This window comes from Pseudomonas sp. NPDC089428, from assembly GCF_044749325.1.
Classification (GTDB): domain Bacteria; phylum Pseudomonadota; class Gammaproteobacteria; order Pseudomonadales; family Pseudomonadaceae; genus Aquipseudomonas.
The window spans coordinates 283444-301775 of the sequence record NZ_JBIVHT010000004.1; the positions used below are offsets into that span (position 1 = coordinate 283444).

21 protein-coding genes are annotated in these 18332 nt (G+C 65.8%); 18 read left to right on the top strand and 3 right to left on the bottom strand.

What is annotated here, in order from left to right:
• Positions 1-16 precede the first annotated feature (16 nt).
• The 18 genes from ACIPZ5_RS10165 (at position 17) to ACIPZ5_RS10250 (ending at position 15298) form a co-directional block, all read left to right on the top strand.
• The gene (locus ACIPZ5_RS10165; protein WP_400808244.1) at positions 17-2005 is read left to right on the top strand and encodes a cytochrome D1 domain-containing protein; all 1989 of its coding nucleotides are present in this window, start codon (positions 17-19) and stop codon (positions 2003-2005) included.
• A complete protein-coding gene (locus tag ACIPZ5_RS10170; protein WP_400808247.1) occupies positions 2002-2658 on the top strand; it encodes an SCO family protein in 657 nt (218 codons plus the stop codon). The genes ACIPZ5_RS10165 and ACIPZ5_RS10170 overlap by 4 nt, the downstream gene beginning before the upstream one ends.
• 23 nt (positions 2659-2681) lie before the next feature.
• Positions 2682-3317 (top strand): SCO family protein, encoded by a 636-nt coding sequence (locus ACIPZ5_RS10175; RefSeq protein WP_400808611.1) that lies wholly within the window; start codon positions 2682-2684, stop codon positions 3315-3317.
• A 3-nt stretch (positions 3318-3320) separates the two neighbouring features.
• Positions 3321-4838 (top strand): ABC transporter substrate-binding protein, encoded by a 1518-nt coding sequence (locus tag ACIPZ5_RS10180; protein ID WP_400808249.1) that lies wholly within the window; start codon positions 3321-3323, stop codon positions 4836-4838.
• Positions 4839-4850: 12 nt separating this feature from the next.
• Positions 4851-5492, top strand: coding sequence for a SurA N-terminal domain-containing protein (locus ACIPZ5_RS10185; protein WP_400808252.1), 642 nt, complete (start codon positions 4851-4853; stop codon positions 5490-5492).
• A 237-nt stretch (positions 5493-5729) separates the two neighbouring features.
• Positions 5730-6263, top strand: a complete 534-nt coding sequence (locus tag ACIPZ5_RS10190; RefSeq protein WP_261940210.1) for a response regulator — start codon at positions 5730-5732, stop codon at positions 6261-6263.
• Positions 6264-6323: 60 nt separating this feature from the next.
• The gene (locus ACIPZ5_RS10195; RefSeq protein WP_261940209.1) at positions 6324-8006 is read left to right on the top strand and encodes a GspE/PulE family protein; all 1683 of its coding nucleotides are present in this window, start codon (positions 6324-6326) and stop codon (positions 8004-8006) included.
• A complete protein-coding gene (locus tag ACIPZ5_RS10200; RefSeq protein ID WP_261940208.1) occupies positions 7990-8769 on the top strand; it encodes a hypothetical protein in 780 nt (259 codons plus the stop codon). The genes ACIPZ5_RS10195 and ACIPZ5_RS10200 overlap by 17 nt, the downstream gene beginning before the upstream one ends.
• Position 8770: 1 nt before the next feature.
• Entirely contained in the window at positions 8771-9313 is a 543-nt protein-coding gene (locus tag ACIPZ5_RS10205; protein WP_261940207.1) for a PilN domain-containing protein, read from the top strand.
• Positions 9300-9863, top strand: coding sequence for a type 4a pilus biogenesis protein PilO (gene pilO / locus ACIPZ5_RS10210; RefSeq protein ID WP_400808258.1), 564 nt, complete (start codon positions 9300-9302; stop codon positions 9861-9863). The genes ACIPZ5_RS10205 and pilO overlap by 14 nt, the downstream gene beginning before the upstream one ends.
• Positions 9863-10375, top strand: coding sequence for a hypothetical protein (locus ACIPZ5_RS10215; protein ID WP_400808261.1), 513 nt, complete (start codon positions 9863-9865; stop codon positions 10373-10375). The genes pilO and ACIPZ5_RS10215 overlap by 1 nt, the downstream gene beginning before the upstream one ends.
• Complete coding sequence (locus ACIPZ5_RS10220) at positions 10372-12252, top strand: secretin N-terminal domain-containing protein (protein WP_400808263.1); 1881 nt, start codon at positions 10372-10374, stop codon at positions 12250-12252. Before ACIPZ5_RS10215 ends, ACIPZ5_RS10220 begins: the two co-directional genes overlap by 4 nt.
• A complete protein-coding gene (locus ACIPZ5_RS10225) occupies positions 12249-12722 on the top strand; it encodes a type II secretion system protein (protein ID WP_261940203.1) in 474 nt (157 codons plus the stop codon). The genes ACIPZ5_RS10220 and ACIPZ5_RS10225 overlap by 4 nt, the downstream gene beginning before the upstream one ends.
• A gap of 5 nt (positions 12723-12727) precedes the next feature.
• Positions 12728-13102 carry a type II secretion system protein gene (locus tag ACIPZ5_RS10230; RefSeq protein WP_313712169.1) on the top strand — a complete coding sequence of 125 codons (375 nt, stop codon included), beginning with the start codon at positions 12728-12730 and terminating at the stop codon, positions 13100-13102.
• Positions 13077-13604 carry a type II secretion system protein gene (locus ACIPZ5_RS10235; protein ID WP_261940201.1) on the top strand — a complete coding sequence of 176 codons (528 nt, stop codon included), beginning with the start codon at positions 13077-13079 and terminating at the stop codon, positions 13602-13604. The genes ACIPZ5_RS10230 and ACIPZ5_RS10235 overlap by 26 nt, the downstream gene beginning before the upstream one ends.
• Positions 13601-14002, top strand: a complete 402-nt coding sequence (csgE, locus tag ACIPZ5_RS10240; protein ID WP_261940200.1) for a curli production assembly/transport protein CsgE — start codon at positions 13601-13603, stop codon at positions 14000-14002. The genes ACIPZ5_RS10235 and csgE overlap by 4 nt, the downstream gene beginning before the upstream one ends.
• The gene (locus tag ACIPZ5_RS10245) at positions 13999-14412 is read left to right on the top strand and encodes a curli assembly protein CsgF (protein ID WP_400808268.1); all 414 of its coding nucleotides are present in this window, start codon (positions 13999-14001) and stop codon (positions 14410-14412) included. The genes csgE and ACIPZ5_RS10245 overlap by 4 nt, the downstream gene beginning before the upstream one ends.
• Positions 14413-14446: 34 nt before the next feature.
• Positions 14447-15298 (top strand): CsgG/HfaB family protein, encoded by an 852-nt coding sequence (locus ACIPZ5_RS10250; RefSeq protein WP_313712173.1) that lies wholly within the window; start codon positions 14447-14449, stop codon positions 15296-15298.
• A gap of 288 nt (positions 15299-15586) precedes the next feature.
• Here ACIPZ5_RS10250 and alkB read toward each other — a convergent pair whose 3' ends face one another.
• The 3 genes from alkB to ACIPZ5_RS10265 all read right to left on the bottom strand — a co-directional run bounded on the left by alkB (position 15587) and on the right by ACIPZ5_RS10265 (position 18324).
• Positions 15587-16231, bottom strand: a complete 645-nt coding sequence (alkB, locus tag ACIPZ5_RS10255; protein ID WP_400808271.1) for a DNA oxidative demethylase AlkB — start codon at positions 16229-16231, stop codon at positions 15587-15589.
• A gap of 160 nt (positions 16232-16391) precedes the next feature.
• Positions 16392-17837, bottom strand: a complete 1446-nt coding sequence (locus ACIPZ5_RS10260) for a curlin (protein WP_400808273.1) — start codon at positions 17835-17837, stop codon at positions 16392-16394.
• A gap of 16 nt (positions 17838-17853) precedes the next feature.
• Positions 17854-18324, bottom strand: a complete 471-nt coding sequence (locus ACIPZ5_RS10265; RefSeq protein ID WP_400808276.1) for a curlin — start codon at positions 18322-18324, stop codon at positions 17854-17856.
• Between the last annotated feature and the right edge of the window lie 8 nt (positions 18325-18332).

Sequence of the window (18332 nt, forward strand, 5' to 3'; positions counted from 1 at the left end):
AGAAGGGAGCGCGAGCATGTACAACAACAAGAAGACGCGGCCCGCGGTACTCGGGGTAATGCTGGGCGCAGCGTTGATCGGCCTGGGCGTGGTCTACGAGAACCTCTGGTGCGATGCGCGTGAACTGCTGCAGGAGCCTGCCGATCCGCAGGCCCTGCACCGGCTCAGCCGCGATGGCGTGACCGTGGAGTTCGAAGCTCGGCCACTGGCTGGCGGCGAGCTGCGTGAAGGCGCCTTCGCCAACGTGCGCTTCAAGGTGACCGACCAGGCCAGCGGCCAGCCGCTGTCGGGCATGGCGCCCGGGGCCTGGATCGACCCGGCGCAGGCGGCGCCGCTCGAGGGCGGCAACCGCGACCAGAGCTGCAAGGCCCGCGTGGCGCTGTTCCTCAAGAGCAGCATCGGTGCACGCCCGCTGCTGGACCTGAACAGCTACTTCCTGCTGATGCTGAACAAGGACGCCAGCCTTACCGTGATCGACCCGACCGTGTCGGTGGGCGGCATCACCAGTACTCTGGCGCGCATCGACCTGCCAGGCCGCCCCATGGACTGGGCGGCCACCGGGGATGACAAGCAGGTATTCGTGTCGATCCCGGAGCGTGGCCAGGTGGCGGTGATCGATACCGAAACCTTCACCCGCGTGGCCACCCTGGAAGCCGGCGAATCACCGGTTCGCGTGGCCTTGCAGCCGGACCAGCACCGGCTGTGGGTGGGCAACAACAGCAGCGACCCGGCCAAAGGCGGGGTGACGGTGATCGACGTCCCTGCGCGCAGCACGCTGAAATCGTTCGCCACCGGCTCCGGGCATCACGAAATCGCCTTCAGTGCCGACTCGCGCTACGCCTTTGTCAGCAACCGCGACGGCGGCACGCTGAGCATCATCGACATCCCCCAGATGCGCCTGGTGAAAACCCTGGAAGTCGGCCCTCACCCCCTGTCGGTGGCGTACTCGGCGCTGTCCCAGGCCGTCTACGTGGCCGACGGTGAAGAGGGCACGGTGCGGGTGATCGATGCCCGCAGCCATCAGCTGCGCCACATCGTCAAGGCCGAGCAGGGCCTCGGGCCGATGCGCTTCAGCGGCGATGGCCGCTATGGCATCGTGCTCAATACCGTGGACAACCAGGCCCTGGTGATCGATGCCAGTACCGACCAGCTGATCCACCGTGTTCCGGTGGCGGCCGAGCCCTACCAGCTGACCTTCACCAAAGGCTACGCCTACATACGCGGCCTGGCCTCGCCCAAGGTCAGCATGATCAACCTGAGCAGCCTGGGCGAAGGGCGCCAGCCGATCGTCCAGGGCTTCGAGGCCGGCCCCGCGGCGCCGCGCCAGGCCGGTGACCTGCCACTGGCCCAGGGGCTGGCGGTGTCGCGGGACGACAATTCGGTGTTCGTGGTCAACCCGGTGGACAACACCACCTACTTCTACGCCGAGGGCATGAACGCCCCGATGTCCGGCTACAACAACCGTGGCCACCAGGCCCGTGCAACCCTGGTCATCGACCGCAGCCTGCGCGAACTGGCACCGGGCGTGTATGGCTCGACGGTGAAAATGCCGGCGGCGGGCACCTTCGATGTGGCCTTCCTGCTCAACCAGCCGCAGATCATCCACTGCTTCAGCACCAATGTGGCCGCCGCGCCGGATGCGAGCCAGCGCCGCGGGGTGCATGCCGAATTCATCGGCCTCGACCAGCCCATGCCACAGCAAACGGTGTTCACCGCCAAGGTGCGTATCGTCGGTGACGACGGTCGGCCACGGGTGGGCCTGGACGACCTGACCCTGCGCTACTTCCTCGCGCCCTCGTCACTGCCGCGCAACCTGCCACTCGAAGAGGTGGGCGAGGGCGTGTACCAGGCGGCGCTGACCTTGCCCGAAGCCGGTGCCTGGTACCTGCATGTGCAGTCACCGTCGCTCGGGCGCAAGTTCGCCGAAGACAACTACACCAGCCTGCGCGTGCTGCCCGCCGCTGCGGCTACCGCGTCCCAGACCGAAGTGAGGAATGTGCGATGAACGCCAAGCATTCTTTCCAGCTGCTTGCCCTGAGCCTGGTAATGGCCAGCAACCTGGCCCTGGCCCATGCCGGCCATGACCACGACGGCCACGCCGGGCAACCGCCGGCGGCGCACCAGGAGAAGGCCAGCGTGCGTTTTGCCGATGTCCCGCTGCTCAACCAGGACGGCATGCCGGTGCGCCTGGAGCAGGACCTGGTCGGCGAGCGGCTGGTGGTGATGGGCTTCATCTACACCAGCTGCACCACCGTGTGCCCGGTGGTGTCGTCGATCATGGGCAAGGTCCAGCAACAGCTGGGGGGGCGTGTGGGCGAGGAAATCCAGCTGGTGTCGATCAGCGTCGACCCCCAGCGTGACGACGCCAAACGGCTGCAGAACTACGCCAAGGCCTTTCAGCATGGCCCAGGCTGGAGCTGGCTGACCGGCTCGCAGTACGCCATTACCGAAACCCTCAAGGGCCTCGGCAGCTTCAGTGCCGACCTCAGCCAGCATCCACCGCTGATCCTGGTCGGTGACGGCCGCACTGGCCACTGGACCCGCTACTACGGCTTCACCGACCCGGCCGTGCTGGTCGAAGAGATCAACCGCCTGAGCGCCCGCCGCGTGCACGCCAAGAGCACCGCCATCGCCGAACACCACGAGGTGCAGCCATGAGCAGCGCAGCCCGCCATACCACGATGCGCAGTACCGACTGGCTGGCCCTGGTGGCCGTGCTGTGGATCCTCAGCGCGGTCGCTTTCGCCCACGAGGGCCATGCGCCGGAGGGGCCCAGCCCGCAACCGGCACCGCCGGCCATGACCAGCGGCGGTGGTACCCGCGATGCGCAGACCTGGTTCACCGACACCGTGCTCAAGGACCAGAACGGCCGCGCGCTGCGCTTCTACAGTGATGTGCTCAAGGACAAGGTGGTGATGCTCAACGTGATCTTCACCCACTGTACCGACGCTTGCCCGCTGATCACCCGCAAGCTGCGTGATGTGCGCGAAGCCATGGGGCCGGAACTGGCCAGCCAGGTGACCTTCGTGTCGATCAGCAGCGACCCGCTCAACGACACCCCGGCAGCGCTCAAGGCGTATGCCGAGAAGCAAGGCGTGGACAGCGCCAACTGGCTGTTCCTCACCGGCGACAAGGCCGATGTCGACCTGGTGCTGGGGCGTATCGGCCAGTTCCTGCCCAGCCCCGAGCAGCACTCGACCCAGTTGATTGCCGGTGACGTGGCCGGCAAGCGCTGGAGCAAGATCCGCCCGGATGCACCGCCCGCCGCCATCGCCCAGCGCATGCAGCTGCTGGCGCAGCCTTTGGCCGGGCGCTGAGCCATGAAAACCTGGGCAGTGCTGTTGAGCCTGGCCCTCAGCGCCCAGGCGCTGGCGCTCGACCTCACGCCGAATGAACAAGCCGGCAAGCGCCTGTACCGGCACGGGGTATCGAGCAGTGAGGCACAGCTGATGGCCCGCGTCGGCGCCAGCGGCATGAGCGTCCCGGCCAGTGTGTTGCCCTGCGCCAGTTGCCATGGCAACGACGGCAAAGGGCGCGCCGAAGGCGGGGTGCGCCCGCCCAGCCTCGACTGGCAGCGCCTGGCATTGGGCCAGGGTGAACGGCAAGTCAACGGCCGCAACTATCCAGCGTACAGCGACGGCATGCTGGCCCGCGCCATCCAGCACGGCGTCGACCCGGCCGGCAATGCTCTGGACCCGGCCATGCCCCGCTTCGAGCTGACCCTGGCCGACCAGCGCAACCTCACGGCTTATCTCAAACGCCTGGGCGAGGAGCGTGACCCCGGTGTGGAGGATGGCGTGCTGCGCCTGGGCACCTTGCTGCCGGCCAATGGGCCGCTGGCAGACGCCGGGCATGTGGTGCGTGCTGTGCTGGAGGATGGCCTGGCGCAGATCAACCAGCAGGGCGGCATTCATGGCCGGCGCCTGCAACTGGTGGTGGCTGACACCGGCACCGACCAGGCCAGTGCCGAGCTCGCCTTGCAGCGCCTGCTCGACCAGGACCAGGTGTTCAGCTTGATCACGCCGCTGGCGCCGATGCTCGATCAGCAACTGCCAACGTTGCTCGAACAACGGGGTGTGCCGTTGATCGGCAGCACGCCGCGCAGCGGTGGCAGTTCACAGATTTTCGACCCCTTGCCGGGTATTGCTAGCCAATTGCTGAGTCTGGCCGCCCATGCCAGGAGCGCCCTGGGCCTGGCGCCCGATGGCTTGCGCGTGGTGTACGCCGGCAACGAGCAGGCCGCATTGGCCGAGCAGGTGCGCGAACGTTTGCTCCAGCAAGGCTGGGCAACGCCAGCGATCCAGGCCTTTGATGGCCAGGCCATCGCCGGGGCGGGCATCGTTTTCGTCGGCCGCGCCCAGGCCTTTGCCGCACTTGCCCAGGCGCTGCAGGCCGAAGGGCGTGAGCCATACCTGTTCGCCGCCTCCAGCCAGGTGGCGGGCGCCGTGGCCAGCTTGCCGGCGCACTGGTCGCAACGGGTGTTCCTGGCTTATCCGTACGTGCCGGACGACTGGACCGAGCAGGGCATGGCGACCATGGCCGGGCTGCAACAGCGCCAGGGCCTCGACCCACGCCAGGCGTCGCTGCAGGTCAACACCCTGTGTGCCCTGAGGCTGTTGTCCGAAGCCCTGAAGCAGATTGGCCGCGATGCCAGCCGCGAACAGCTGGTGGCCGCCCTGGAGGGCCTGCACGACGTCGACACCGGCCTGACCCCGGCACTGGGCTTCGGCCCCGGCAGGCGCCAGGGCATGGCCGGTGCCCATGTCATCGCGGTGGTGCTGCCCGGGCCTCGCTTTACTGCCGTTGCCCCGTACCGGCCGCTGCCGGACAACCCTTGAGCGGAGGTGGCCATGCGTACCCTGCTGCTGTGCCTGTTGCTGGTGATCGCCAAGGCGAGCTGGGCCGACGTGCCCGCCGCGCGGGTCAACGGCGTGACCATCGACCTGATGCGCCTGGAGCGCTATTTCACCGAGTACCTGCAAGCCCAGGGCAGGGCGGTGGCCAGCATCCGCAATCCGACGCTGTACAAGCGCCTGCGCGGCCAGGCCCTGGACGAGCTGATCGACAAGGAATTGCTCTGGCAGGAGTCCCAGCGCCAGGGTATTCACATCAGTGATCAGCAGGTATCAGCGCAGGTCGGCGAGATCGAGGCCGCTTTCGGCAGCCCGGCACTGTTCGAAAGGCGCCTGGCAGATGCAGGTTTCGATCGGGCGGAGTACGCTGATTACATGCGCCACGAAATGGCCGCGCAGCAGGTGTACGCCCAGCTCAGCGCGGTAGAGGAGCCCAGCCAGGGCGAAGTCGAGGCGTTTTACCAGGCCAACCGGCAAACCCTGCAAGGAGCGCAGAACCAAAGTGATAACACGTCGGTCATACCCGAATCGGGCCTGGAGCTCGCCAAGGCTGCGCTCATCGGCCAGTTGCAGGCGCAGGCACGTCAATCCGTGCGCCAACGTTTGCGCGAATCCGCTACAGTGGAGGTCGCTGACTGAGGCCCTCGAATGGATTTCCCCAATGCTGGGGAATAACGGTTTGGCAAAGTGCCATCACCTTCCCCGGATGTGGGGAACCGAACCTGTGCTTGTCTTGCGGGGTTTGGCGCAGTCCAGCAAGATCAATAACTTACAGTGGTGCGAGATGACTATTCATGCCTGGCACGAAGCCTGCTCAAGCCTTATCAAGGCCGCACTTCGCAAACCGGGTAACCGGGCAGTACTTGGGAGTCGACCTTGGTGAACAGAGTATTGGTTGTCGATGACGAACAGACCCTTGCGCAGAATCTGCAAGCGTACCTGCAGGCGCAAGGTCTGGAAGTTCACGTCGCCCACGACGGTGCCGGTGGTATCGAGCAGGCTCGAAGCCTGGCACCGAAAGTGATTGTGCTGGATTACCGCTTGCCCGACATGGAGGGGTTTCAGGTACTGGAGACCGTGCGCAAGAACAGGCAGTGCCATTTCGTGCTGATCACCGCCCACCCGACTGCCGAGGTGCGTGAGCGGGCCGCCGAACTTGGTGTGAGTCATGTCCTGTTCAAGCCGTTCCCGTTGGCGGAACTGGCCCGCGCGATCTTCGACCTGATGGGCATCGAGCGCCGGCGCAGGGCCACTGACGATCCAGCCGAAGGGTTTATCGAACGACGCCAGAACAGGAACGAATCGTTCCCCTTGCAGTTGTACGATGGCAGCTGGGTGTTGGCCGATCGCCGCCGTAATGGCGCCAAGCCCCCAGGCCCTGACGACGAACAACTGCTCACCGGGGAATAGCGGCGCCCGCTGCCCTGGCCAAGCCAGCCTGCGACGCGCCCCTGAGCGGAGTCGCAGGCCATGTCAGACGTACTCGATACACTTGCAGGCAAGCACAGCGCCTACCCCCGCGAACTCCTGGCCCAGGCCCGCCTTCAAGCGGGCGACGAGCGCTTGCTCAACTGCCTGGAACGCCTGGCCAACGACACCCCCGACCGCTTCATTCACCGCCTGGGCCTGACCCTGCACTACCCGGTGCTGGATGCCCAGGCGCTGCTGGCCAGCACCGCTCGTTTCGACAAGGTCAGCCTGGCCCAGTGCCTGAAGCGCGAGTTCGTGCTGATCGAGCAGGACGGCGCGCTGATCGGTGTGTTCGCCGACCCCTTCGATCACGCCCGCCTGGCCTGGATCGACGACAACCTGCAAGGCGCGCCGCTGTACCTGGCCCACGCCGCCGACCTGGCCACCTTCCTGGCCCGTCACGAAGAAAGCTTCCACGCCGTCGACGCCCTCGACCATGATGCCGAAGCCAGCGGTGAGATCGACCCGCTGCAACGCCTGTCGCTGACCAGCATCAGCGAAGACCAGAGCAAGGTGGTCAAGCTGGTCAACTCGACCCTGTACGACGCCCTCAAGCAGCACGCCAGCGACATCCACCTGGGCATGACCGGCCAGGGCCTGACCATCAAGTACCGGATCGACGGCGTGCTCAATGGCGCTGGCAAGGCCAGCGGCAGCGCCTTCGCCGACCAGGTGATCTCGCGCATCAAGGTCATGGCCGAGCTGGACATCGGCGAAAAACGAGTGCCCCAGGACGGCCGCTTCAAGGTCGCCATCGGCGAGCGGCAGATCGACTTCCGTGTGTCGATCATGCCGAGCATCTTCGGCGAGGACGCGGTACTGCGGGTGCTCGACAAGCAGGACTTGTCCGACCGTGTCAGCGGCGTGCAGCTGCAGGCCCTGGGTTTTGCCGACGAAACCCTGCGTGCCCTGCGTCGGCTGGCCAGCGAACCCTACGGCATGATCCTGGTCACCGGCCCCACCGGCAGCGGCAAGACCACCACCCTGTACGCCATGATCAGCGAGATCAACCACGGCGTGGACAAGATCATCACCATCGAAGACCCGGTCGAATACCAGCTGCCCGGCGTGCTGCAGATTCCGGTCAACGAGAAGAAGGGCCTGACCTTCGCCCGCGGCCTGCGCTCGATCCTGCGCCACGACCCGGACAAGATCCTGGTCGGTGAGATCCGCGATCCGGACACCGCACAGATCGCCGTGCAGTCGGCGCTCACCGGCCACCTGGTGTTCACCACCATCCACGCCAACAACGTCTTCGATGTGATCGGCCGCTTCAGCCAGATGCAGGTCGACCCCTACAGCTTCGTTTCCGCGCTCAACGCCGTGCTGGCCCAGCGCCTGATTCGCCTGGCCTGCCCGCACTGCTGCACGCCGTGCGAGGCCGATGACGAAACCCTGACCGCCTCGGGCCTGACCCGGGCAATGGTCAGCGGCTGGAAATTCGTCCGCGCCCAGGGCTGCGGCCAGTGCCGGGGCAGCGGTTACCGCGGCCGCAGCGCGATTGCCGAGCTGCTGCACCTGGATGACGACCTGCGGCAAATGATCGTCGAACGCCGCCCTCTGTCGCAGATCAAGCAGCTGGCCTGCCAGCGTGGCCTGCGCCTGCTGCGTGCCTCGGCCCTGGACCTGGTCCGTGACGGCCGCACCACACTCGAGGAGATCAACCGTGTCACATTCATCTGAGCGTTTCTGTGCCGTCCTCGGCGCTGAAGGTGTCGGCCTGGGTCGCCTGCACGGTCATCAACACCAGTGGCTGGGCAGCCGTGAATTTACCTGCGATGCCGCACAACCGGCCTGGGAAGCCGCCTTGCAGGCCTTGAGTGCGCTGCTGGCCGAACACGCCGTCAAAGGCGCCCAGCTGCGCGTGCTGCTGTCGGCCCGCTACAGCCGCTTCTGCCTGGTGCCCTGGAGCGATGCCATCGGCCACCCGCGTGAGCTGGATGCCTACGCCCGGGCCTGCTTCGAGAACCTCTACGGCCAGTCGCTGGACGACTGGCGCATCGTCCTCTCACCCGAGCCTGCCGGCGCCGCACGCATCGCCACGGCGCTGCCCGCAGCCCTGCTGCAAGGCCTGCAGACCCTGGGCCGGGAAAGCCGCCTGAGCTTGCGCTCGGTGCAGCCTTACCTGATGGCCGCCTACAACCGCTGCTCGGCGCAGCTGGAGCAGGGCGACTTCCTGTTCGTGCTCGCCGAACCGCGCCGCAGCGTGTTGCTGCTGGCGGCCGGCGGTGCCTGGCAACAGGTGCTGGCCCAGGGATGCGCCGACAGCGACCAGGCCTTGCAGGCACTGATCGAGCGCACCTGCGAGCTGTACGGCGAACATCTGCCGCGGGTCTACCTGCATGCCCCGGGGCGGGGTGACGTGCCGCAGCTGGCGGCGGTGCAGCTGTGCCAGCCGGCCGCCGACAGCGACCCCCTGTGCGCCATGTGGCGGGCGGTGGCCTGACATGCGCCGCCTCGACCTGGAATTCCAACCCCGTCGCAGTGGCCCGTTGGCCTGGTCGCTGCTGGCCCTGAGCGCAGTCGCAGTCGCCGCGTTGGTGCTGGTGCAACAGCAGCTGCAGGTCGAGCAAACAGATCTGGAAGCCCGTGTGCACAGCCTGGAACTGCAACTGGGCCGCCGCCCGGCCCCGGTCGCCCCGCAGAACAGCGCCGCCAGCCGCGAGCAGGCCGAACGCCTGGCGCAGATGCGCAGTGTCTCGCAGCAGCTGCAACGGCCCTGGCAACAGCTGTTCGCCATGCTCGAAGCGCAGCCGCAGGAAGACGTGGCGCTGTTGACCCTGACCCCGGATGCGCGCAAAGGCCAGGTGCGCATCACCGCCGAGGCACGCAACCTGGAAGCGATGCTGCAGTACCACCAGCGCCTGGAGCAAAGCGACGAGCTCAGTGATGTCTCGCTGCTCAACCACGAAGTGGTGGCCGGGCAGCCCGAGCACCCGGTGCGCTTCAACCTTACCGCCACCTGGGAGACCGGCCATGCGCGTCCCTGATGCTGTGAACCGCCTTGTCCTCCAGGAGCGCCTGCGCCGCATCGGCCCGGTTGGCCTGGGCGCCTCCGCAGTCGCCGTGCTTGCCGTCGGCATCGCCCTGGCTGGCGTAGTGCCGCAGTGGCAAGCCGTGCGCGAGCTGCGCGCCAGCGAAGCGGATGCCAGCGTGCAGGTTGAACGGGTCAAGCGCGGCGAGCTGAAGATTGCCGTCAAACCCGAGCAGCAGGCGCTGGACAGCCTGCGCCAGCAACTGCCGGGGCAGCCTGAAGCGAGCGAGCTGATCGAGCGCCTGTATCACCTGGCCAGTGCCGAGCACATCAGCCTGGCCCGCGGCGAATACGCCCTGGGCGTCGATCCGAAGACCCAGCTGTCGCGCTACCAGATCATCCTGCCCGTGCGCGGCAGCTACCCGCAGATCCGCGGCTTCCTGCGTGGCCTGATCGGCCAGCTGCCGACCCTGGTGCTGGAAGACCTCGAGCTGCAACGCAAAACCATTGGCGACACCGAACTCAGCGGCCGGGTACGCCTGACCCTCTACCTGTCGAGGTCGTGATGAACACACAACGTGCAGTGATGTGGGTCGGGTTCCTCGGTATCTCAGCAGCGCTGGCATGGGCACCGGGGCATTGGTTCAACCAGGAAGACAGCGTCGTGCCCTGGCGCCCCGACAAGCCCGCTCCCACAGGGTTGGCGTCGCCTGTTGAACCTGTGGGGGCAGGAACCGCCGCGAAGGGGCCGGAACAGGCCTCCAGAGACCTGTTCCCAGCCCAGCAATGGAGCAAGCCGCAAACCCTGGCCACCGTCACCGAGCAACCCGTAGCCGCCGCGCCCGTCGTAGCCGCGACCCCCACCGCCCCGGCGCTGCCGTTCCAGTTCGTCGGCCGCATGGGCGACCGCGACGACCTGCAGATCTTCCTGCAGAGCGGGGAAAAACTCTACGTCGTGCGCAAGGGCGACGTGATCGACAGTACCTACCGCCTCGACAGAGTCTCGGCCAATGAGCTGGACCTGGTTTATCTGCCTTTGCATCAGTCACAGACCTTGTCTGTAGGGAGCGCACCATGATGTCGTCGAAGAAGTGCAAGCCTGCTCCGTTCATGCTTCTGGCGCTGTGCGTGGCCGTCGCCGGCTGCGGCTCCAACGCGGTGCGCCAGGACAGCGCCGAGCTGATGAAGGAAGGCCAGTACGAGGCCGGCATCGCCCGCCTGGAAGAAGCCCTGCGCGATAACCCGCGCGACACCGAGCTGAACATCGCCCTGGCCCACGGGCGCCAGGCGGCGGTGGAGGCGCTGATCAGCCAGGCCGATGCCGACCGCATTCGCCACGACTTCACCAGCGCCCGCATGGGCTATGGCCGGGTGCTGACCATCGAACCAACCAACCGCCGCGCCCAGGAAGGCATCCGCCAGCTGGAGCTGATCCGCACCCTCGACGAGCGCGTGGCGCTGGGCCAGGCCGCGCTGCGCCAGGGCGACCTGTTCGGTGCCGAACGCTACATGCGCGAAGTGCTGCGCCTGGACCCGCAGAACCAGAAAGGCATCGCGCTGCGCACCGATATCGAGAACGTCCAGGCCCGCACCGCGCAGCCGTTCCCGCAACTGCGCAGCAAGCTGGAGCGCCCGGTAACCCTGGAGTTCCGCGACGCGGGCCTGAAGACCATCTTCGAGGTGCTGTCGCAGGTTGCCGGTATCAACTTCATCTTCGACAAGGACCTGCGCCCGGACATGAAAGCCACCATCTTCGTGCGCGACGTGCGCATCGAGGATGCCGTGGCGCTGCTGCTGGAGCAGAACCAGCTGCGCCAGAAGATCGTCAACGACAACACCTTGCTGATCTACCCCGATTCGCCGCAGAAGACCAAGGACTACCAGGAACTGGTCATGCGCACCTTCTACCTGACCAGCATCGACGCCAACACCGCGCTGAACATGGTCAAGACTATGCTCAAGACCCGTGACGTGTTCGTCGACGAGCGCCTCAACACCCTGACCATGCGCGACACTCCCGACGCCGTGCGCATGGCCGAGAAGCTGCTGCAATCGCAGGACCAGTCCAACCCCGAAGTGGTGCTGGAAGTGGAGGTGATGGAAGTCGCCACCTCGCGCATCCTCGACCTCGGCCTGCAATGGCCGAACACCTTCGGCGTGCTGACCAACGACGGCAACCCGGTCAGCGTGCTGGACCAGCTGCGCGGTATCAACTCCAGCCGCATCAGCATCTCGCCGGCACCGCAGGCCAAGATCAACGCCCAGGACAAGGACGTCAACACCCTGGCCAGCCCGGTGATCCGCGTCAGCAACCGTGAGCAGGCGCGCATCCACATCGGCCAGCGGGTGCCGATCATCAGTGCCACCTCGGTGCCGTCTACCCAGGGCCCGGTGATTACCGAAAGCGTCACCTACCTGGACGTTGGTCTCAAACTTGAAGTGCAGCCCACCGTGCACCTGAACAACGAAGTGGCGATCAAGATTGCCCTGGAAGTGAGTAACGCCACCCCGCTGGAGGCCACTCGCCAGGGCACCATCCCGGTTCAGGTCGACACCCGCAACGCGCAGACCAGCCTGCGCCTGCACGATGGCGAAACCCAGGTGCTGGCCGGCCTGGTGCGCAACGACCACAACGCCAGCGGCAACAAGATCCCCGGCCTAGGCGACATTCCTGGCCTGGGGCGGTTGTTCGGCAGCAACAAGGACGACATGAGCAAGTCCGAGCTGGTGCTGGCGATCACCCCGCGGATCGTTCGCAACCTGCCGTACCAGAGCCCGTCGGACATGGAGTTCGGCACCGGCACCGAGTCGAGCATGCAGGTGCGCCAGGCCATGCCGCTGCCACCGCGTGACGTACCAGGCGACGTGCCGAGCGACAGCCAGGACAGCGCGCCGGTGGTGCAGAGCCAGGTGGCCACTGCGCCAGCGCCAGTGACCGTGAGCCCACGGCCATGAAACGCCGCCAGCAGGGTTTCAGCCTGATCGAGGTGGTGCTGACCCTGGCCCTGCTCGGGATGCTCGCGACCATGGCCGCACCCCTGACCGAAACGGTGGTGCGCCGTGGCAAGGAGCAGCAACTGCGCGAGGCGCTGTACCAGATCCGCGACGCCATCGACGCCTACAAGCGCGCCTTCGACGCCGGTTTCATCGAAAAGCGCCTGGACGCCAGCGGCTATCCGCCGAACCTGCAGGTGCTGGTCGATGGCGTGCGCGATGTGCGCAGTGCCAAGGGCGCCAAGTTTTACTTCCTGCGGCGCATCCCGCACGACCCGCTGGTGGCGGCCAAGAACCAGGATGGCGGCGGCTGGGGCCTGCGTGCGTACGCCAGCAGCCCGGACAACCCGCGTGAAGGCGAAGACGTCTTCGACGTGTATTCCAAGGCCCGCGGCAAGGGCCTCAACAACATCCCTTACGGGCAATGGTGATGGCCATGAAACGCAGCCGAGGCTTCACCCTGATCGAACTGCTGGTGGTGATGGCGATCATCGCCACGCTGATGACCATCGCCATGCCGCGCTACTTCAACAGCCTGGAAAGCTCCCGCGAGGCCACCTTGCGCCAGAGCCTGGCGGTGCTGCGCGAGGCCCTGGACCATTACTACGGCGACACCGGCCACTACCCGGACTCGCTGGAGCAACTGGTGGAACAGCGCTACCTGCGCAATACCCCGGTCGACCCGATCACCGAGCGCAGCGATGCCTGGCAGCTGGTGCCACCGCCCGAAGGCGTGGCTGGTGGCGTTGCCGATATCAAGAGCGGTGCGACAGGGAGGGCGCGTGATGGCAGCCTCTTCGCGGAATGGTAAGGCCAGCGCCGGCTTCACCTACCTGGGCGTGCTGCTGCTGATCGCGATCAGCAGCGTGGCCCTGGCCGCCACCGGCACGGTATGGTCGAGCGTTGCCCAGCGCGAGCACGAGCGCGAGCTGCTGTGGGTCGGTGGCCAGTATGCCCAGGCCCTGCGCAGCTACTATCGCGCCTCGCCGGGCCTGGCCCAGTACCCCAAGGAGCTGGCCGACCTGCTCGAGGACAACCGCTTCCCGCAGGCCAAGCGGCACATCCGCCGGCTGTACCCGGACCCGATCACCAACAGCGACGACTGGGGCCTGCTGCGCGCGATCGATGGCCGTATCACCGGCGTGCACAGCCGCTCCGACGCCACCCCGTTCAAGCGCAGCGGCTTCGAGATGCAATTCTCCGGTTTCGAGGGCCTGGAGCATTACAGCGACTGGCAGTTCGTCGCCGAGCAGGCCTTCAACGAAAGCGCCGGCGGTGCTCGCACCCATGCCGGCCCGGGAGACACGCCATGAAACGCCTGCAGGCCCTGTACCTGTGCCTGCTGCTGGCAGCCGCGTGGCCGGGCGCGGCCATGGCCGACGCCGAAGACGAGATGAAGGGCTTCATCGTCGACAACACCATCTCGCACATCGGCCACGACTTTTACTACTACTTCGCCGACCGCCTGCGCGCCACCAGCCGCCTGGATTTCAACCTGGTGGTGCGCGAGCGCCCGGATGCCCGCTGGGGCAGCCTGGTGACCGTTGAGTTCGACCGCGACGTGCTGTACCGGCGCTTTCTGCCACCGAACGTCACCCAATTAAAAGAAGAGGCCGTGATGGCCGCCGACCTGGTCAAGCAGGAAGTCATTCAGCGCAAGCTGCAACGTCTGCTGCAGGACACCACTGATCTGGAGAGGGATGAGCTATGAACACTTGCATACCCCGTTGCCTGGCGGCTGGCCTGCTGCTCGGTGCCTGCACCGTCCAGGCCACCGAGCTGGTGTACACCCCGGTCAACCCGGCGTTTGGCGGCAACCCGTTGAATGGCACCTGGTTGCTGAACAACGCCCAGGCGCAGAACGACTACGACGACCCGGACCTCAAGGACCGCGCTTCGTCGATCACGGGCACCTCGGCCCTGGAGCGCTTCAGCAACCAGCTGGAGTCGCGGATGTTGTCGCAGCTGATGGACAACATCAGCAACGGCAAGACCGGCAGCATGGCCACCGACGCATTCCTGATCGATGTCATCGATGACTCCGGTGCCTTGAGCATCAAGGTCACCGACCGCGCCACAGGAGAAACTTCGCTCATTGAGGTCAGTGGCCTGAACCCCTGAGAGGGACTGGCCGTTTAGCTGGGGAGAGAGCACCATGAAACGTCTGCTGAGCACTTTACTGATTGTCGCCTCGCTTGCCGGCCTGCACGGCTGCGGCCTGCGCGAGCCGATGCCGGCCGAACAGGACACGGAAACCCCGACCCTGACGCCACGGGCTTCGACCTACTACGACCTGATCAACATGCCGCGCCCGAAAGGCCGCTTGATGGCCGTGGTGTATGGCTTCCGCGACCAGACCGGGCAGTACAAGCCGACCCCGGCCAGCTCGTTCTCCACCAGCGTCACCCAAGGCGCGGCGAGCATGCTGATGGATGCCCTGAATGCCAGCGGCTGGTTCGTGGTGCTGGAGCGCGAGGGCCTGCAGAACCTGCTGACCGAACGCAAGATCATCCGTGCTTCGCAGAAGAAGCCCGACGTGCCCGAGAACATCATGAGCGAGCTGCCACCGCTGCAGGCCGCCAACCTGATGCTTGAAGGCGGCATCATCGCCTATGACACCAACGTGCGCAGTGGCGGCGAGGGCGCCCGTTACCTCGGCGTCGACATCTCCCGCGAGTACCGGGTCGACCAGGTCACGGTCAACCTGCGCGCGGTGGACGTACGCACCGGGCAGGTGCTGGCCAACGTGATGACCAGCAAGACCATCTACTCGATCGGCCGCAATGCCGGGGTGTTCAAGTTCATCGAGTTCAAGAAGTTGCTGGAAGCCGAGGTGGGCTACACCACCAACGAACCGGCGCAGCTGTGTGTGCTGTCGGCGATCGAGGCGGCGGTGGGGCATTTGCTGGCCCAAGGGATCGAACGGCACCTGTGGCAGGTGGCGGGGGATCCGGGGGAGGGCAAGGCTGAGGTGGACAAGTTCCTGAGCCAGAACCAGCCGCAGTGATGGGCTTTGGTGATTGGCTTGAGGTTTCTGGTGCCTGTGAGATCGAGCGCCGCCCGCGCGGCGCATCGCGGATAAATCCGCTCCTACATTTGTTGCAACGTACCGAACCTGTTGCGCCATGGTTGCCTGCCTTGGCGCATGGCTAGAGCCGCACCAACAAGGCGGACAGCGGTGAACTCACAGAATTGATTGGCCCGAAACAGATGTAGGAGCGGATTTATCCGCGATGCGCCGCGCGGGCGGCGCTCGATCTTGCGGGCTCTGCAAATCCATCGTCGAACCCTTGAATCACCCCGCCTTACGCAAGGTCAGGTTGATCCGCCGCTCGCCCATTCGTGGATGCACACCCGGCTTGATCGGCAACACCCCATGAAAGCGCAGCCTGTCTTCACCACCCCACACCAGCACATCCCCATGGCTCAACGGAACCCGCTGAGTCCGGTCCGACCGCTGCAATCCGCCCAACAGGAACACCGCCGGCAACCCCAGTGAAACCGACACGATCGGCTGGTCGAAGTCCTGCTCGTCGCGGTCCTGGTGCAGGCTCAGGCGGGTGCCGGGCAGGTAATGGTTGACCAGGCAGGCATCCGGCACGAAACCCTCGAAACCAGCCGTCGCCGCTGCGCGGCCCGCCAGCTCGAGCAGGACCTGGGGCAGGGCTGGCCAGGGTTGGCCGCTGACCGGGTCGGTGGGGCTGTAGCGATAGCCCTTGGCATCACTGACCCAACCCAGCGAACCGCAGTTGGTCAACGCCACCGCCATGTTCAGGCCGCCCGGTGTCTGCATGTGCCGGAACGGCGCGGCGCGAAGTACCGGGCGCAGGGCGTCGAGCAGTGGCTCGATGCCGGCCAGGGCAAAGCCTGGCAGCAGCACGGTGTGGCTGGCCAGGCGTTGCGGCTGGGGGCCGAACAGGTCGAGGTCGGACTGGATCATGGGGCAACGGCGTGATGTGGGGAGTCATGCATTGTAAGGCGAGCACGGTCATTGTGGGAGCCGGGCAAGGCTTGGCGTCGATGTCAGGCTAGGAGGAGGGAGATAAAAAGGAACCGCGACGCCAGGGAGAGGAGACGCCGCGGTTCAAGGGGGGAGCCGATTAGCGTTGGGTAGCGGTGGCCGTGTTGCCGTTGCCCATCTGGCTGATGGTGGCGCTCTGGTAGGCGCCGCTCTGGTTGACGATGGCAGCGTTGTTGTTGCCGCCCTGGGTCACGTAGGCGACGTTGGCGCTGTCAGCCTGCTTGATGGTGGCGCTGTTGCCGCTGCCGTACAGCTGAGTGGTGTAGCTCTGGTTGGCGTAGCCGGACTGGTCCAGGTTGATGCTGTTGCCACTGCCGGTGGACGAGCCGAAGGCGTAGTTGTCGGTGCCGCGCTGGTCGGCGATGAGGCTGTTGTCGGTGCCGTTCTGCTCGAAGTACAGCTCGTTGTAGCTGTCGGCCTGCTTGGTCTCCATGGTGTTGCCGGTGCCTTTCTGGCTCAGCGTGGCCAGTTGGTACTCACCGTTCTGGGTCAGGTTGGCACTGTTGTTGGTACCGTTCTGGTTGATGTTGGCGGTCTGGTTCTTGCCGAACTGGCCACCCATCTTGTCGCCTTTCCAGTTGCTGGCCAGGACCTTGTTGCCGGTGCCCTTGCTGTTGATGGTCAGGCTCTGGTTGTCACCGGTCTGGTAGCTGAAGTTGCTGTTGTTCTTGCCACTTTGCGAGACGGTGGTGTTCGAATTGTTGGTCTCGAACTGATCCGACCAGCTGGCGTTGGACTGGCCTTGCTGATACAGGTTGGCGACGTTGTCCTTGCCGAAGCTCTGGTCGATGTAGCCTTCGTTGGTCTGGCCGGTCTGGTTGACCGTGGCGTGGCTGCCGGTCTGGGTGTCCTGCCAGACTTCCACCGAGCTGCCAGTGCCGTACTGGTCGATGGAAATCGTGCCGCCGTTGCCGTCGCGCTGGTCACCGTAGGCGAAGTTCTGCTTGCCTTGCTGGTAGATCTGCACGTAGCCGTCGTTGTGCAGGATGTGCTCGGAGGCAGCGTAGTTGTCCTGGCCATCCTGGGTGATGTTGGCGCGGTTGTTGCTGCCGCCGAACAGCTGCTCGACGAAGGCTTCGTTGCGCTGGCCGCTCTGGGTGGTGATGGCCTGGCTGTTGGTCTGGGTGTCCTGCCATACGGTCGAGCGGTTTTCGCTGCCTTGCTGGTTCTGCAGCGACTGGTTGTTCTCGCCCACCGACTGGCTGGCGAAGGCGTCGTTGTACGAACCAGCGGCCTGCTGGGTGATCTGGCTGCCATTTTCGAACAGCTGCTCGCCGTAAGCGGCGTTGTACGAACCACTGGCGGTCTGGTTGATGGTGCTGGTGCTGTTTTCCTGCACCGCCAGGTGATTGTGGCCCTTGCCGGTCTGGGTCTGGGTGGCCGCGGCGAACGGCGCAACCGTCTGCTGCACCTCGGCGATGTTCTGGTTACCGGTCTGCGACTGGTTCGAGGTGCTGTCGTCTGCCATGACCTGGCCGGCCAGGGCCAGGACGATAGCGGCGCTTAGGGGAGCGAGCTTGAACATGGTGGTGCCTCCAGGTCTATCGGTATTGGGTGATCTGAACACGCTGGCCATTGCCGGCTTGGGTCACTGAACTGCTCAGGCCTGTGCCGGCCTGCTCGATACTGGCGCTGTTGTTGTTGCCGATCTGCTCGATGCTGGCGCTGTTGCTGGTGCCGCTCTGGCGGATCGCAGCGCTGTTGCCATATCCCTGTTGGCTGATGTTGGCCATCAGGTCACTTCCTTCCTGCAGGATGTACGCCTCCTGCGCGCCCCCGGCCTGGACGATGCGCCCCAGCAGGGCCTGGCCGTTCTGGTCGAGGGCGGCGCGGTTGCCGTTGCCTTGCTGCTCGATCACCGCCGCCTGACCGGCACCGGCCGGCAGCAGGCGGATGATCACCGGTTCACCGAGGTCGCTGCCGGGCGCAAGGTCGGCGTTGTCCATCAGATCATCGGCCCCGGCCTGGCCCGCCAGGGCCAGGCTCAGCAGCAGTGGATACAGGCGCTTCATGGCGTTCT

Excerpts from the sequence above, each read along its gene's own strand:
- ACIPZ5_RS10165 (WP_400808244.1), top strand. The coding sequence starts at position 17 with ATGTACAACAACAAGAAGACGCGGCCCGCGGTACTCGGGGTAATGCTG.
- ACIPZ5_RS10170 (WP_400808247.1), top strand. The coding sequence starts at position 2,002 with ATGAACGCCAAGCATTCTTTCCAGCTGCTTGCCCTGAGCCTGGTAATG.
- ACIPZ5_RS10175 (WP_400808611.1), top strand. The coding sequence starts at position 2,682 with ATGCGCAGTACCGACTGGCTGGCCCTGGTGGCCGTGCTGTGGATCCTC.
- ACIPZ5_RS10180 (WP_400808249.1), top strand. The coding sequence starts at position 3,321 with ATGAAAACCTGGGCAGTGCTGTTGAGCCTGGCCCTCAGCGCCCAGGCG.
- ACIPZ5_RS10185 (WP_400808252.1), top strand. The coding sequence starts at position 4,851 with ATGCGTACCCTGCTGCTGTGCCTGTTGCTGGTGATCGCCAAGGCGAGC.
- ACIPZ5_RS10195 (WP_261940209.1), top strand. The coding sequence starts at position 6,324 with ATGTCAGACGTACTCGATACACTTGCAGGCAAGCACAGCGCCTACCCC.
- ACIPZ5_RS10205 (WP_261940207.1), top strand. The coding sequence starts at position 8,771 with ATGCGCCGCCTCGACCTGGAATTCCAACCCCGTCGCAGTGGCCCGTTG.
- pilO (WP_400808258.1), top strand. The coding sequence starts at position 9,300 with ATGCGCGTCCCTGATGCTGTGAACCGCCTTGTCCTCCAGGAGCGCCTG.
- ACIPZ5_RS10215 (WP_400808261.1), top strand. The coding sequence starts at position 9,863 with ATGAACACACAACGTGCAGTGATGTGGGTCGGGTTCCTCGGTATCTCA.
- ACIPZ5_RS10220 (WP_400808263.1), top strand. The coding sequence starts at position 10,372 with ATGATGTCGTCGAAGAAGTGCAAGCCTGCTCCGTTCATGCTTCTGGCG.
- ACIPZ5_RS10225 (WP_261940203.1), top strand. The coding sequence starts at position 12,249 with ATGAAACGCCGCCAGCAGGGTTTCAGCCTGATCGAGGTGGTGCTGACC.
- ACIPZ5_RS10230 (WP_313712169.1), top strand. The coding sequence starts at position 12,728 with ATGAAACGCAGCCGAGGCTTCACCCTGATCGAACTGCTGGTGGTGATG.
- ACIPZ5_RS10235 (WP_261940201.1), top strand. The coding sequence starts at position 13,077 with ATGGCAGCCTCTTCGCGGAATGGTAAGGCCAGCGCCGGCTTCACCTAC.
- csgE (WP_261940200.1), top strand. The coding sequence starts at position 13,601 with ATGAAACGCCTGCAGGCCCTGTACCTGTGCCTGCTGCTGGCAGCCGCG.
- ACIPZ5_RS10245 (WP_400808268.1), top strand. The coding sequence starts at position 13,999 with ATGAACACTTGCATACCCCGTTGCCTGGCGGCTGGCCTGCTGCTCGGT.
- ACIPZ5_RS10250 (WP_313712173.1), top strand. The coding sequence starts at position 14,447 with ATGAAACGTCTGCTGAGCACTTTACTGATTGTCGCCTCGCTTGCCGGC.
- alkB (WP_400808271.1), bottom strand. The coding sequence starts at position 16,231 with ATGATCCAGTCCGACCTCGACCTGTTCGGCCCCCAGCCGCAACGCCTG.
- ACIPZ5_RS10260 (WP_400808273.1), bottom strand. The coding sequence starts at position 17,837 with ATGTTCAAGCTCGCTCCCCTAAGCGCCGCTATCGTCCTGGCCCTGGCC.
- ACIPZ5_RS10265 (WP_400808276.1), bottom strand. The coding sequence starts at position 18,324 with ATGAAGCGCCTGTATCCACTGCTGCTGAGCCTGGCCCTGGCGGGCCAG.